Genomic DNA, 13297 nt, shown 5'->3' with positions numbered 1-13297 from the left:
CCCGGCGGCATTGGATGCCGGCAAGGAGAGGCCCCGGCATGGGGCAAACCGGACAGGGACAACGAAGGAGGGCCCGGTGTTAAGCAAAGCGTGGTTTCAGCTGTCGGCCGACATGAGCTATGTCTGCCTGCGCATCACCCCGGGCCTCACCGAGCCCATCCAGGAAAGCGACGTCCTGGCCCTGCTTCGACTCTCCAACTGCCGGCGCTACGAACCCCTCGGCGAGGGGATCCGCGAAGCCGTCACCCTGCTCAACGCCCTCATCGCAGAGCCGGATGCCCCCGCGCATCCACCAGTCCCCATTGCCCGGCGCCAGGATGCCAGGCTGCTCATCCAGGTGGACAAGGACCAGATGAGCGCCAGGGCGCAGATCACCGCGGACTGGGGTGGCCAGCCCCTGACCCTGGCCCAGTTGCAGGAGGCCCTGGCGGCCAGCACGGTCAAGCAGGGGGTGAGCGAGCGGCTGCTTGCCGCCGCCCTCCAGGCCGCCAGCTCAGCCGCCCCCGGCGCGCAGCTGAGCCCTGTCATCGCCCTCGGCCGGGCGGCGAAACACGGCCAGGACACCCGTTTCGAGCGGCTGGTGGAAACCGCGGCCGAGCGGATCCTCAAACCCCAGGAGCTCGACCACGGCAAGGTGGACATGCGCGACCTCGGCACCCTGCTCACCGTCAAGGCGGGGGCGGTGCTGATGCGCAGGCACCCCGCCACCCAGGGCATCGACGGCTTCACCGTGACGGGCCAGACCCTGACCGCCCGCCACGGCAAGGAGAGCGCCATGACGCCGGGTGATGGCACCTGCCTCTCCCCCGAGGATCCGGACCTGCTGCTGGCGACCCGCCCGGGGCTCCCCTGTCAGGAGCGTACCGGGATGCGGGTCGACGAGGTGCTCAACGTCAAGCAGGTCGACATCCGCCACGGCCACGTCGAGTTCGAGGGATCCCTGCTGGTCACCGGGGACGTCATGCCCGGCATGCGCGTCAAGACCAGCGGGGACGTGGTGATCGGCGGCTTCGTCGAGGGCGGCTACATCGAATCCGGCGGCACCATCACGGTGCGCAACGGCATCATAGGGCGCAAGCTGGCGGACGACGAATACCTCTGCCACCTCAACGCCGGGGGGGAGATCCACGCCAGCTATGCCCAGTACGCCAGGCTGGAGGCCGATGGCGACATCCATATCCTGAGCCAGCTCAGCCACTGCTATTGCCGCAGCGGCCAGGATCTCAAGGTGGGGGACAGCGCCATGCGCAAGGGGCACCTCATCGGCGGCATCAACATCGCCAACCGGCTCATCATGGCCCCGGTGCTCGGAGCCTCGGCGGCCAACCGGACCCGGTTGCAGATCCTCGGTGGCTATTTCAGCCAGAAGGAGCAGGAGCTGGCGCTGCGCCAGCGCAAACAGACCTGCGCCGAGCAGATAGACAAGCTGCAGGATCTCATCCTGCGGCTGCTGCAACTGCCCCGTGACAAGCGCAATCCCGAGACCCTGCAGAAGATCAAGGCGCTGCGCACACGCCAGTTCGACGAGAGCAAGAGCCTGGACGAGCAGCTCGCCGAGGCGCAGCGGGAGCTGCAGGCGCTCATGGCCAACATGGACATCATCGCCACCCAGCGCCTCTTCCCCGGCGTCGAGGTGGAGATGGCCCATCACCACAACAGGGTCGACATCGAGCACGGCCCCATCCACTTCGCCATTCGGGAAGATCAGCTGCAACTGACCCCCTACCAGGGCCAGCGCTGAGGGGCAACGTGCCCCCGCGTCGGCAGGCGGCGTGATCCCGGCGGCGATTTTCGCTACACTCGGCCTCCCCATGGCCCCATCGGGCGGGCCGGCCAGACTCAGGTAGTGAGAAGATGTACAAGCTGATCGCATTGGATATGGATGGCACCCTGCTGACCCCAGAGGGCCGAATCTCCCCCCGCACCCAGGCCGCCATCGCGGCAGCCCGCGCCAGGGGCGTGACCGTGGTGCTGGCCTCCGGCCGCCCGCTGGAAGGCATGACCGCCGCCCTGACCGAGCTGGGCCTCACCGGCCAGGATGACTACGTCATCTGCTACAACGGCGCCCTGGTGCAGCAGGTGTCCGAGCAACGCATCATCCGCAGCCAGTTGCTGACCGGCAGCGATGCCCGTGCCATCGCCCACCTGGCCTGTGAGCTGGGGGTGAACATCCACGGCTTCTCCGTCCGCCAGGGGCTCATCAGCCCAAGGATCAGCCCCTACACCGAGCACGAATCCCGCCTCATCGGTCAACCCATCAACCTGGTGGACTTCGCCACCCTGCCCGACGACGAGCAGATCATGAAGGTGATGATGATTGACCCAGAGCCCCTGCTCTCCCGTGCCATCGCCCAGCTGCCCGCCGAACTCCACGAGCGCTATACCGTGGTGCGCAGCGCCCCCTACTTCCTCGAGTTCATGAACAAGCGCAGCAACAAGGGCACAGGCGTCGCCGCCCTGGCCGAGCACCTGGGGCTGGATGCCTCCCAGGTGATCGCGGTGGGGGATGCGGGCAACGATCACCACATGATCGCCTACGCCGGACTCGGGGTCGCCATGGGCAACGCCACCGACGAGATCAAGGCGCTGGCACAGCACACCACGGGGCGCAACGATGAAGACGGGGTCGCCCAGGTGATCGAGCGTTTCATCCTGAACGCCTGAGTCGACAAGGGGCCCTGTGGGCCCCTTCTGCTATCCGGCCGCCCGGCCAGATGTTTAATATATCCACCATCAAATCGCTCGCCGCGCCAGGCATTCCCCCTCAAGCCCCTTTAAATAGGACTCAGAGCCGTATCCCGGCATCAATGGTTAACATAATTGCATCATTTTGTTTGACATATTGAACGGCCTTGGCAGACTGGAAGCAGGATCCAGGCTGTCGTTGCCAAGGCTGACCGACGATTCTGGCACGCTGGCGCGACCCTGATCCCACGACCATGCCTTGAGGCATGCCCTTGCGAGCCGAGGCGGCAAGGGCCTTCCCAAGGCGCAGGATGAGACCGCCAAGGATAGCCAAGGTGACCTATGCCCAACCCCAGTTCCCATAACAAACCCGTCGTGCTGATGACCATGGGGGCCCAGGCCCGCAGTGGCCACGCCTACCAGGTCATGACCCACAAATACATCAAGCCTCTGGTGGAGATCAGCGGCTGCGTGCCGCTGCTGGTGCCCACCTGCTGTGGCACCGAGGATCTGGAGCAGTATCTGGACCTCGCCGACGGGGTCTATCTGAGCGGTGCCGGATCCAACATCGATCCTGCCCTCTATGGCCAGGAGAACCTCACCCCGGAGAAGCCCCAGGACAGGGACAGGGATCTGTTCGATATTCCCCTGGTGCGCGCCGCCCTCGACCGTGGCCTGCCGATCCTCGGGATCTGCCGCGGCATGCAGGAGATCAACGTGGCCCTGGGGGGCGACATTCACCAGAAGGTCTATTGCGAGCCGGGTTATGACGATCATCGGGAGGATGCGGATGACCCGGTGGACGAGCAGTATGGCGAGAGCCATCAGGTCGAGCTGGTGCCCGGTACCTGGCTGGCCGAGCTGATGGGGCAGCCGTCGATTCCGGTCAACTCCCTCCACGGGCAGGGGATCAAGACGCTGGCCAAGGGGCTGGCCCCCCTGGCCCATGCCGAAGACGGGCTGATCGAGGCGATCCACGCACCCGCCCTCTCCCCCTTTCTGCTGGCGGTGCAGTGGCACCCGGAGTGGAAGGCCAGCGAGAATCCCCACTCCATCAAGCTCTTCACCGCCTTTGGCGACGCCTGCCGCCGGTTCAGGCAACAGGTCGGCTAGTCGCCAGATCCCTTGAGCCTGGCTGGGCAGGGCCTCGTACATCGGGGGCAGCCCAGAGGCATCCGACGTGACAGGCCTGTGAAACCCCCACGCCATCAAGCTGTCCACTGCCTTCGGCGAGGCCTCCTGCCCGCTCAGACAGCAGACGGGCTAGTCGCCAAATCCCTTGCCCTTGAGCTTGGGCAGGGCCCCGCGATCAGGGCGCAGGGTTCGGCAGACATCCAGCCCCTTGAGACCCCGCTGGATATGGTCCGGGGCCTGCCCGAGCACCATGCCGTTGCCGCGATAGAGACGGGCATCCTCCAGCTCGAACAGCTCGCCGCCGATGAGCAGTTGCTCCCGACCATTCACCACCTTGCCCCGTTTCAGGGGTAGGGTCATGTCCACCTGGATTTCGCCGGTGGCACACCCCTCGCGCCAGCGCGCCTCGTCGGAAAACGGGGAGATGGCGATCTCCCGCCAGGATCCGTCCCTGAACTCCATCCGGTAACGGTCTTGCACCAGATCGCATCCCGCCAGCACCATGGGGATCGCCAGCCAGATGACACCCTTCATTCCCTTCACGCCCTTGCTCCCTTGTTGTTATTGCCAGATATAGATCACGGAATCTGTCCCTCATCCCCAGCTCAGAGCAGCAGGGTGGCCAGATCCTGCAGCTGTCCCAGCTCCACATCCGGCAGCAGCGACAGCGACTGCCAGGACTGACCGCTCTCGTTGAGCCAGGCGGCCCGAAAGCCGTGCAGCCTGGCCCCCAGCACGTCGGTCACCGGGTGATCCCCCACATGGAGGATGCGGCCGGGGGTCAGCCCCAGGGCCTCTTGCACCTGCACGAACATGTCGGGCGCCGGTTTCATTCTGGCTCCCGCTCCCGCCTTGCAGACCAGGGTGAAGTAGCCAGCCAGACCCGCCTGCTCCAGATCCAGGTTGCCGTTGGTGATCACCGCCAGCGGGTAGCGCGCCGCCAGACGAGCCAGCAGGGCGTGAGTCGCCTCGCTCACCTCTATCTTCGAGCGCTCGGCCATGAAGCCGGTGAACACCGCCCGGGCCTGCTGCTCCGCCAGCCCGGGCTCCATGCCCCCCTGCACCAGGGCCTCGCGAATGCCCCACTGGCGCGCCAGGCTGACGTCGTGGCTCAGCGCCGGGTGGTCCAGCAGCAACTGGCGCTTGAGCGCGAGCCAGCGCGGCTTGTCCAGCATGGCGGTAGCCAGGTATTCGCTGCGCAGGTGGTCCAGCATCCACTGTTCCGCCCGCGCGATGGCGGGGCCGTTGTCATAGAGGGTGTCGTCCAGATCGAACGAGATGGCGGCCACCGGCTGCCAGCGACGGTAAAACTGCATGGCTGTTCCTCTTTACTCCTCATCCTCTGGCGTTGCGGGCTCCCGCCTGACCGGGGCGACGTGGAGATTGTCATCCCCGCAGATCGCACACCACATCACTCATCCTCCGGCGTTTCCGGATCCCGCTTCGCCCGCGGGTGGGCACTGTCATATACCTTGGCCAGATGCTGGAAGTCGAGGTGGGTATAGATCTGGGTGGTGGAGAGATCCGCATGCCCCAGCAGCTCCTGCACCGCCCGCAGGTCGCCGGAGGATTCCAGCATGTGGGTGGCGAAGCTGTGGCGCAGCTTGTGGGGGTGCACGTGGGCATTGAGAGCCTGCTTGTTGCCCCAGCCGTCGAGCCGCTCCTGTACCGAGCGGGCCGAGAGCCGCTGCCTGCGCTTGGAGACGAACAATGCTTCCCCCTCGTCACCGGCCAGCAGGGGGCGTACCTTGAGCCACTTGTGCAACCACTCCACCGCCATCCGCCCGATGGGCAGCACCCGCTCCCGCGAGCCCTTGCCGATCACCCTGAGCTGGCGCTCCTCGAGCTTCACGTCCGCGAGGTTGAGCCCCACCAGCTCGGCAAGGCGCAGGCCGGAGGAGTACATCAGCTCCATGATGGCGCGATCCCGCACCGCCAGTGGATCCTGCTCGTCGGTGATGTTGAGCAGCTGGTACATCTCGTCCACGTCCAGGTTCTTGGGCAGGGGCCGCCCCTGCTTGGGGGTGACGATGCCCCGCGCCGGGTTGGCGGTGAGCCGCCCCTGGCGCACCTGCCAGTCGCAGAAGCTGCGCAGGGCCGACACCTTGGTGGCAAGGGAACGGGGCGCCAGCCCCCCCTTGTGCATCCGGGTCACCAGACTGCGCACCTGGCTCGCCTCGAGCCGGGCCCAGTCGTCGACCCCGAGCTTCACCAGCTCGGCGGTCATCGCTTCCAGGTGGGCCTGATAGTTGCTGCGGGTGTGGGGGCTGAGCTGGCGCTCGACCCTCAGGTATTCGATAAAGGCGTCCAGCTCCCCCGCCAGTGCGACCGGCAGGGGGTCGGCGGCAGGGGGCGTCCTGGCAGGGGAGCGGGTCGTTGCCTTAGCCACGGGCCAGCTCGGGCAGGCGCAGCTGCAGCAGACGCCCCAGCTGACCCAGCAGCAGGGTGTCGTTGTGGGGGGTGAAGTGGCTGGGATCCGAGCTCGCGAAGGCCAGCACGCCGAGCTCCCCGAGCCGCATCAGGGCCACCGAGTTGACCAGCACATCATTGCCAAACAGCGCCTGCTTCTCGCTCTGGTTGAGGCGGCCGAAATAGTAGTCCGTGCCGGGCAGGCGCTGACCCAGCAGTTGTTCGAGCTGTTTGCCCTGCGCCAGGAAACGCTGCTCGGGGCCGCTCAGCTGGAAATGCCTGGGATTGAGCCAGAGCCGCAGGCCGGTGAGTCGCAGCCGCTGGACGAAGGCCTTGCCCATCACGGCGCTCAGCTCGAACAGGGTCTGGCAGCCGTAGATCTCCCCGTAGAGATCCGCATAGACCCGGAAGATCCGCTCGTTCTCGCTGGCGACCCCCATCAGTTCGGTGATCTCCTGCTCCAGCTGCTCGATGCGCTCCCGCTGTCTGTCCAGCTGGCGCTCCACCAGGGAGATGGTGCCCTTTTGCCCATGGGGAATGCGGATCTTGTCCAGCATGGCCCCGTGACGCAGGAAAAACTCGGGATAACGGGCCAGGTACTCCAGCACTGTGGCTTCATCCACCAGTGATTCCTGCCGTTTGAGTTCGCTCATAACTTGGTTGATCCATCCGAAAAAGGGGCCAAGGGCCCCGATATGATCCGTTGATGGAGCGGGATCACCCGCTCCTTGTCTACAACTCTATCTGGCCGTCAAAGACGTGCTCGGCCGGCCCCGTCATGTAGACGGGCTGACCCGGTCCCTTCCAGGCGATGGTCAGCTTGCCACCCGGCAGGGTGACGGTGACCCGCTCCTTGAGCTTGCCCTGGCTGATGCCTATCACCACGGCCGCACAGGCCCCGGTCCCGCAGGCCAGGGTCTCCCCCACCCCGCGCTCGAAGACCCGCAGCTTGATCTCGCTGGCGTTGGCCATCTCCATGAAGCCGACGTTGACCCGTTCGGGGAAGCGCTCGTGGCGCTCCATGATGGGTCCCAGGGTCTCCACCGGCGCATCGGCCACCGAGGGCACCTCGATGACGCAGTGAGGGTTGCCCATGGAGACGGCACCGCACATCACGGTGTGATCCTGGGCCCGCAGCAGATACGTCTTCTCCGCCTTCTGGGCACGGAACGGGATCTTGCCCGGCTCGAACTGGGGCACCCCCATGTTGACCGTGACCTGGTTCTCCCCTTCCAGCTGCAGGGTGATGCGGCCCCGGGCGGTACTGACCGCGATGCGATCCCGGTTGACCAACCCCTTGAGACGCACGAAACGGGCGAAGCAACGGGCCCCGTTGCCGCACTGTTCCACCTCGCTGCCGTCGGCATTGAAGATGCGGTAGTGGAAGTCGAGCTCGGGGTCATAGGGCGGCTCCACCAGCAACAGCTGGTCGAAGCCGATACCGAAGTGACGATCCGCCAGCTTCTTGATGATGTCGTTGCTGAAGAACACCTTCTGGGTGACGCCATCCACCACCATGAAGTCGTTACCGAGGCCGTGCATTTTGGAAAACTCAATCAACATCGCGCGTTCCTGTCTCACCGTTAATCACGCTCTCACATGGAGGAACGCTGAAAATCCATCCATCACGGCAGCAGGTGCTCGCCACGCCAGAGATCCGCCAACTGCTCCCGCTCACGGATGAGGTACGCCTGGTCACCGTCCACCAGCACCTCGGCCGCACGGGGTCGGGTGTTGTAGTTGGAGGACATGGTAAAGCCGTAGGCGCCAGCGGAACGCACCGCCAGCAGGGAGCCCTCGGCAATCGCCAGGGTACGCTCCTTGCCGAGGAAGTCGCCGGTCTCGCACACCGGGCCCACCACGTCATAGAGTGCCTTCTCGTGGGTCGCCCGGCTGTCCACCTCGATGATGTTCATCCAGGCGCCGTAGAGGGAGGGGCGCAGCAGATCGTTCATGCCGGCGTCGATCAGGGCGAAGTTGCGGGTCTCGCCGGGTTTGAGGAACTCGACCCGGGTCAACAGTACACCGGCGTTGGCGACGATGGCGCGGCCCGGTTCGAACAAGAGGGTCAGATCCCGGCCCGCCAGCTTCTGCTTGAGCGCCTCGGCATACTCGGTGGGGTGCGGCGGCTGCTCGGCGCCGTAGTTGACCCCCAGACCGCCGCCCACGTCCAGGTGATGGATGTGGATGCCTTCCGCCGCCAGCTCGTCGATGAGCTTGAGCAGCTTGTCCGCCGCCTCCATAAAGGGATTCAATTCAGTGAGTTGCGAGCCGATGTGGCAATCCACCCCCTTGATCTCGATGTGGGCCATGGCCGCTGCCTTGCGGTAGATGGCGGGCGCCTGTTCGATGGGGATGCCGAACTTGTTCTGCTTGAGGCCGGTGGAGATATAGGGGTGCGTGCCTGCGTCGATGTCCGGGTTGACCCGCACCGAGACCCGCGCCTTCTTGCCCATGCTGCCTGCGACCCGGTTGAGGCGCTCCAGCTCGGCTTCGGACTCCAGGTTGAAGCAGAGGATCTCTTTTTCCAGCGCAAGGCGCATCTCGGCTTCGCTCTTGGCGACGCCGGAGAAGACCACCTTGGCCGGATCACCGCCCGCCGCCAGCACCCGGGACAGCTCGCCGCCGGAGACGATGTCAAAGCCCGAACCAAGGCGTGCCAGCAGATTGAGCAGGGCCAGGTTGGAGTTGGCCTTGACCGCGTAGCAGATCAGGTGGGGAATGTCGCCAGCCGCCTGGTCGAAGGCATGCCAGTGGCGTTCCAGGGTGGCGCGGGAGTAGACATAGAGCGGAGTGCCGTACTGGTCGGCAAGCTGTTGCAGGGGAAGCTGTTCGGCCTGAAGCTGACCGTCTGCGTCGTAGTTAAAGTGATCCAAGGGGGCGGTTCCTTCCTAGATTATTGCGGCGCGGCCTCTGAGGCCGGTGTAGCGGTCGCAGGCGAGGCGGCTTGCGGTGTACTCTCTGTCTTGGGCTGTGTCTGCTCTGCAGGTGCGGGCTGTTCGGCCGGCGGCATGTAGAGCGGCCCCGTCAGGCCACAGGCGGCCAACCCGAGCGACAGCGACGCGGCAAACAGGCACTTGGTGAACTGGGTAATCATAATGGTTCGCTGCGAAAAAATTTTTGGCCCTCTATAATCGCACTCACATTGTTAAAAGCAACAGGATAAACCGATGAAGGATCACGAGTATCACGCCCTGACCGACGCCTTTTTCCAGTATGTGGAAGACACCATCGACGAGGGGTATCCGGATATCGACTGCGAACGCGCCGGCGGGGTGCTGACCTTGAGCTTCGAGAACAAGACCAAGGTCATCATCAACAAGCAGGAGCCCCTGCACCAGATCTGGGTCGCCACCCGGGAGAACGGCTTCCACTTCGAGCTGCGCGGTGACAGCTGGATCGACAACCGCTTCGGCGACGAGCTCAAGGCCCTGCTGACCCGGGCCTGCACCACCCAGGCCGGCGAGCCCGTGGTCTTCTCATGACGGATCTGCATCCCGAAGGTGCCCGCCATGCGGTGATCTGGCTGCACGGGCTGGGGGACTCCGGCGCCGGCCTTGCCCCCCTGGTGGAGGCACTGGCCCTGCCCGCCGACCTGCCCGTCCGCCATCTGCTGCCCGATGCGCCCGAGCGCCCCATCACCATCAACATGGGCTACAGGATGCGCGGCTGGTACGACATCAAGAGCTTCGAGGATCCGGCGGATCGCGCCGTAGAGTCCCATGTCAGGGAGTCAGCGGCCCGTATCGCCTCGCTGATCGAACAGTTGGTGGCCGAGGGTTTCGCCCCCGAGCGTATCGTGCTGGCCGGCTTCTCCCAGGGGGGCGTCATCGCCTCTTTCACCGCCCTGCGCCATCCGGTGCCACTGGCAGGCCTGCTCTGCATGTCCACCTACCTGGCTGCGCCCAACACCCTGCCCGGCGAGATGAGCGAGGCGGCCCGCGCCCTGCCCATCTGCTACATGCACGGCATCTATGACGACGTGGTGAACCTCTCCATGGGCTGGGACGCCAAGAATCGGCTGGAAGCAGCGGGACTCAGCCCCGAGTGGCACGAATACCCCATGCGCCACGAGATCTGCCGCCCCCAGCTGGGCGACATTCGCAGCTGGTTGCTGGCCCGCCTCGGTGCCTGATTGTCGGATCACGGGTAAGACAACGGCCTGCATCAGCAGGCCGTTTGCTTTCATCCCTGACGGCGATGCTCGACGGCATCCCCCACTGGCCGCGGCCCCCTCCACACCAGATTCCCGCACCACGGATACGACAACGGCCTGCATCATGCAGGCCGTTTGCTTTTATCCCTTATGGCGATGCGTGGCTCCTCACCCCGCATTCATCACCCCACTTCCCGGGCCGCCCCCGGATTGTCCCGCTGCGGGTTCTGGCTGCGGTAGGGGATCACCTCCAGCTTGTCGCCCACCTGCACGATCTCGTAGTACTGGGGCAGGTTGAAGTTGCTGAACTGGCCCGCATTGCTGAACCGCTCGTGGCCCGAGGTGTAGAAGCGGTTCACCCCTTGCACCAGCTCGTCCTTGTTGCCGGCGAAGTGCTGGTAGATCTCCACCCGGTTCGCCTCGTCCAGGATATAGATGTTGGTGCCCGCATCCCGGGTATCGAAGAAGAACTGCACCAGCCCTTCGCTGGCGTAGGCGTCGACGATGCCGGGCAGGTGCTGGCTGTGGGTCTTGTCGAGGCGCAGCGGCAGGTGATCCAGCTTGTTGTGGGAGATGTGGCGGTAGAAGTCGATGGCGTTCTCCAGCTTCTTGACCGAGACCCCGCGCCGCTCGAAGAAGATGCCGTACTTCTCCTTGCCGAGCGCCAGCGTCTTGACCAGCTGCTGCTTGTCCCGGGCCAGTCGCAGCTCGATGCACTCGGCCACCAGCTGCTGGAAGCGGGTGCGCACCAGGGAGCGGAAGTGCTGGCTGTAGCAGAACACCTCTATCATCTCGGGGGCGGCGGCATCCTGGTGCATCTTGCCAAGTATGGTGGTGAGGGCGTCCACCACCGCCTCCTCCCCCTGGAAGTGCAGGGTGCGGATCTCGCTCCAGGAGTTGCGATAGACCAGATCCACCGATCCCACCAGACACTCCTGGTTGCGACCGAACGAGAAGACGTCCGCGGCGTTGGCGTCAAACTCGATCACCTGCCCCACCCAGTGGCTGGACGGATCCGTCTCCAGGTTCAGGAAGATGGAGAGCTGGCGGATCTCGCACGGCCGGCTCAGGGCCAGATTGGTGGCGCGCGGGTACTTGACCGGGAAGGTCCCGGACAGATCGCGGCAGAACTGGTGCAGGTTGTCGATGTGCAGATCCGAGCCCTGGTTGAACAGGTGCACCCGGGACTGGGGGGTCAGCAGGCCGTTGAAATAGGCCCAGGCCACCAGCTTGCTGATGTAGCCGTTATATTCGAGCGGCGCCCGGCCTATGATGTCGGCGGGCTCGAGGGAATGCTTGTAGAGATACCAGCCGGCACGGTTCAGGCGGCCATGGGGCACCTGCACCAGGCTGAGGTCCGGCTCGCCGAGATCCGGCGCTATCTTGAGGTTGATGCGCTGCACCTTGCCCGGCAGGCTCTCGAACGCGGCATAGAGCTTGCGCGACAAAATGCCGATGTCTTCCGGGTTGATGGACTCGCTGATGTTGTTGCGCCGGGCGAACTGGATGAGGTTGCGGTAGCTCTGCATCAGGGCCTCCAGCAACTCGGCGTAAGCCACCTTGACGTCCTCCACCTTCCACTCCTGACGGTGATCCAGGTGGTAAAGCCGCTCCGGGCTCCAGCCCCAGTAGGCCACCAGCTGGGCCATCTGCTCCCGGCGCCAGTCCGGGGAGTGATCTTCCTTGGGATGGCTCAGGCCGTCACACACCTTGAGGTAGAAACAGCGGCGCACCAAATCGAGGCGCTGCATGTCGCCGATGGACTTGAGGTAGTTCGTCACCTTGTCCAGCATCAGGCAGTAGTTGTCGAGGCGGTAGTGCATCCCCTCATTGTGCTGGAACCAGTCGCGGCTGGTCACCGACAGCAGCCGGGTGTTGGGATACTCGTGGGAGTAGGCCTCCATCAGCACCGACTTGAGCACCGCCTTGTAGGGGGAGTCGATGCCCTTGTAGAGCTGCCAGAGGGCGGAGCCGAAGTACTCCTCGGCCGGAATGCGGTTGAAGCCGCCGAGATCGAGCCAGTCATCCTGGCTCAGCTTGCCGTGGGCAAACAGGCCCTTCACATAGTCGTCGTAGTGATCGTCATAGTCGCTCGGTACCAGATACCAGAGCAGCCGCTTGCCGGCGATGTGCATGGCGCTGCGATAGAACTCGTCGAGCAGCAGCAGGTGCTGGGCGCTGCCGCAGCTCTCCCCCTGCATCTGGGCATCGTTGCGCTGGCGGAACTTGTCCTCGGGGATCAGGAAGAAGTTGAGATCGACCCCCCGCTGCTCCGCCCAGAGGGAGAGGTGCTGGCACTTCTGCTCCAGCAGGGCGAGGCGATCCTGGGACAGGCCGGCCACGTGGCAGACCCAGATGTCGAGATCCGAGTGGCAACACTGGCCGATGGAGGAGGTGCTCCCCATGGAGTAGAGGCCCTGAATGGACTTGTCGTGGGTACTGAGACCGCCCTGGCAGTTGGCGTTCTGGCAGAGATCCTGGATGAAGGCCTGCTGGGCCTCGTTGGCGACAAAACTCCAGATACCATGAGGCACATCCCCTGCCACATAACCGGGCAACAGGGGGTGATTGAAGTGCAGCATGACAGGCAGCAAGTGGAAAACCTGCTGCCCGTAGCGACTCATGAGATCCAGCGCTCGTTGCGTCTTGAGACGATTGAGTTCGTCGTAGCGCGCCACCAGCGTGTCGAGTTTAACCAGCAATGCCCTACCTATGGGGAAGAGAAATGACGCACCAAAACGGGGAGACGTCAAAAAAGTGTGATCATGTTAACAATGCAAACAGCAGTGGTAAACAAGCCCGCACACAATCACCGGATTATTTCTGACCCCGTTCGTAACGGTATCAGCGGAAAGCAATAAAATTGCTTATTTTCAATGATTTAAAATCAATTATTGGCTGAATGAAAATAAT

Annotated in this window: 13 protein-coding genes; 5 read left to right on the top strand and 8 right to left on the bottom strand. The window is 64.4% G+C overall.

What is annotated here, in order from left to right; all coding sequences use genetic code 11:
• Positions 1–76: 76 nt before the first annotated feature.
• From ACPW74_RS21930 to ACPW74_RS21920, 3 genes are all read left to right on the top strand, one after another.
• Positions 77–1741: a FapA family protein gene (locus ACPW74_RS21930; RefSeq protein ID WP_425858468.1), complete on the top strand. Its 1665-nt coding sequence runs from the start codon at positions 77–79 to the stop codon at positions 1739–1741.
• Positions 1742–1854: 113 nt separating this feature from the next.
• Entirely contained in the window at positions 1855–2664 is an 810-nt protein-coding gene (yidA, locus tag ACPW74_RS21925; RefSeq protein ID WP_041214347.1) for a sugar-phosphatase, read from the top strand.
• Positions 2665–3027: 363 nt separating this feature from the next.
• Positions 3028–3798 (top strand): gamma-glutamyl-gamma-aminobutyrate hydrolase family protein, encoded by a 771-nt coding sequence (locus tag ACPW74_RS21920; RefSeq protein ID WP_043154048.1) that lies wholly within the window; start codon positions 3028–3030, stop codon positions 3796–3798.
• A gap of 150 nt (positions 3799–3948) precedes the next feature.
• Here the strand turns inward: ACPW74_RS21920 and ACPW74_RS21915 are convergent, their stop codons facing one another.
• The 7 genes from ACPW74_RS21915 to lptM form a co-directional block, all read right to left on the bottom strand.
• Positions 3949–4353: a hypothetical protein gene (locus tag ACPW74_RS21915; protein ID WP_042880976.1), complete on the bottom strand. Its 405-nt coding sequence runs from the start codon at positions 4351–4353 to the stop codon at positions 3949–3951.
• A gap of 71 nt (positions 4354–4424) precedes the next feature.
• Positions 4425–5135 (bottom strand): HAD-IA family hydrolase, encoded by a 711-nt coding sequence (locus ACPW74_RS21910; protein ID WP_223924545.1) that lies wholly within the window; start codon positions 5133–5135, stop codon positions 4425–4427.
• Positions 5136–5230: 95 nt separating this feature from the next.
• Positions 5231–6208, bottom strand: a complete 978-nt coding sequence (gene xerC, locus ACPW74_RS21905) for a tyrosine recombinase XerC (RefSeq protein ID WP_069785411.1) — start codon at positions 6206–6208, stop codon at positions 5231–5233.
• The gene (locus tag ACPW74_RS21900) at positions 6201–6881 is read right to left on the bottom strand and encodes a DUF484 family protein (protein ID WP_041212252.1); all 681 of its coding nucleotides are present in this window, start codon (positions 6879–6881) and stop codon (positions 6201–6203) included. Before ACPW74_RS21900 ends, xerC begins: the two co-directional genes overlap by 8 nt.
• Positions 6882–6960: 79 nt before the next feature.
• A complete protein-coding gene (dapF, locus tag ACPW74_RS21895; protein ID WP_109112269.1) occupies positions 6961–7791 on the bottom strand; it encodes a diaminopimelate epimerase in 831 nt (276 codons plus the stop codon).
• A 62-nt stretch (positions 7792–7853) separates the two neighbouring features.
• Positions 7854–9104, bottom strand: a complete 1251-nt coding sequence (lysA, locus tag ACPW74_RS21890) for a diaminopimelate decarboxylase (RefSeq protein WP_201890454.1) — start codon at positions 9102–9104, stop codon at positions 7854–7856.
• A gap of 20 nt (positions 9105–9124) precedes the next feature.
• Positions 9125–9325: an LPS translocon maturation chaperone LptM gene (gene lptM / locus ACPW74_RS21885; RefSeq protein WP_010672699.1), complete on the bottom strand. Its 201-nt coding sequence runs from the start codon at positions 9323–9325 to the stop codon at positions 9125–9127.
• Between the two features lie 73 nt (positions 9326–9398).
• Here lptM and cyaY point away from each other — a divergent pair, with 73 nt between their 5' ends.
• Both cyaY and ACPW74_RS21875 read left to right on the top strand, forming a co-directional pair.
• Positions 9399–9713 (top strand): iron donor protein CyaY, encoded by a 315-nt coding sequence (gene cyaY / locus ACPW74_RS21880; RefSeq protein ID WP_010672698.1) that lies wholly within the window; start codon positions 9399–9401, stop codon positions 9711–9713.
• Entirely contained in the window at positions 9710–10363 is a 654-nt protein-coding gene (locus tag ACPW74_RS21875; RefSeq protein ID WP_104451976.1) for an alpha/beta hydrolase, read from the top strand. The genes cyaY and ACPW74_RS21875 overlap by 4 nt, the downstream gene beginning before the upstream one ends.
• Positions 10364–10566: 203 nt before the next feature.
• Here the strand turns inward: ACPW74_RS21875 and ACPW74_RS21870 are convergent, their stop codons facing one another.
• The gene (locus tag ACPW74_RS21870) at positions 10567–13086 is read right to left on the bottom strand and encodes a class I adenylate cyclase (RefSeq protein ID WP_279981029.1); all 2520 of its coding nucleotides are present in this window, start codon (positions 13084–13086) and stop codon (positions 10567–10569) included.
• Positions 13087–13297: the final 211 nt, after the last annotated feature.

The organism is Aeromonas sp. INTO2, assembly GCF_049860605.1.
Taxonomy (GTDB): Bacteria; Pseudomonadota; Gammaproteobacteria; order Enterobacterales; family Aeromonadaceae; genus Aeromonas; species Aeromonas caviae.
The sequence above is the reverse complement of the archived record's forward strand: the minus strand, read 5'-3'. Positions and strand labels throughout refer to the sequence as shown.

Excerpts from the sequence above, each read along its gene's own strand:
- yidA (WP_041214347.1), top strand. The coding sequence starts at position 1,855 with ATGTACAAGCTGATCGCATTGGATATGGATGGCACCCTGCTGACCCCA.
- ACPW74_RS21920 (WP_043154048.1), top strand. The coding sequence starts at position 3,028 with ATGCCCAACCCCAGTTCCCATAACAAACCCGTCGTGCTGATGACCATG.
- ACPW74_RS21915 (WP_042880976.1), bottom strand. The coding sequence starts at position 4,353 with ATGAAGGGTGTCATCTGGCTGGCGATCCCCATGGTGCTGGCGGGATGC.
- ACPW74_RS21910 (WP_223924545.1), bottom strand. The coding sequence starts at position 5,135 with ATGCAGTTTTACCGTCGCTGGCAGCCGGTGGCCGCCATCTCGTTCGAT.
- ACPW74_RS21900 (WP_041212252.1), bottom strand. The coding sequence starts at position 6,881 with ATGAGCGAACTCAAACGGCAGGAATCACTGGTGGATGAAGCCACAGTG.
- dapF (WP_109112269.1), bottom strand. The coding sequence starts at position 7,791 with ATGTTGATTGAGTTTTCCAAAATGCACGGCCTCGGTAACGACTTCATG.
- lptM (WP_010672699.1), bottom strand. The coding sequence starts at position 9,325 with ATGATTACCCAGTTCACCAAGTGCCTGTTTGCCGCGTCGCTGTCGCTC.
- cyaY (WP_010672698.1), top strand. The coding sequence starts at position 9,399 with ATGAAGGATCACGAGTATCACGCCCTGACCGACGCCTTTTTCCAGTAT.
- ACPW74_RS21875 (WP_104451976.1), top strand. The coding sequence starts at position 9,710 with ATGACGGATCTGCATCCCGAAGGTGCCCGCCATGCGGTGATCTGGCTG.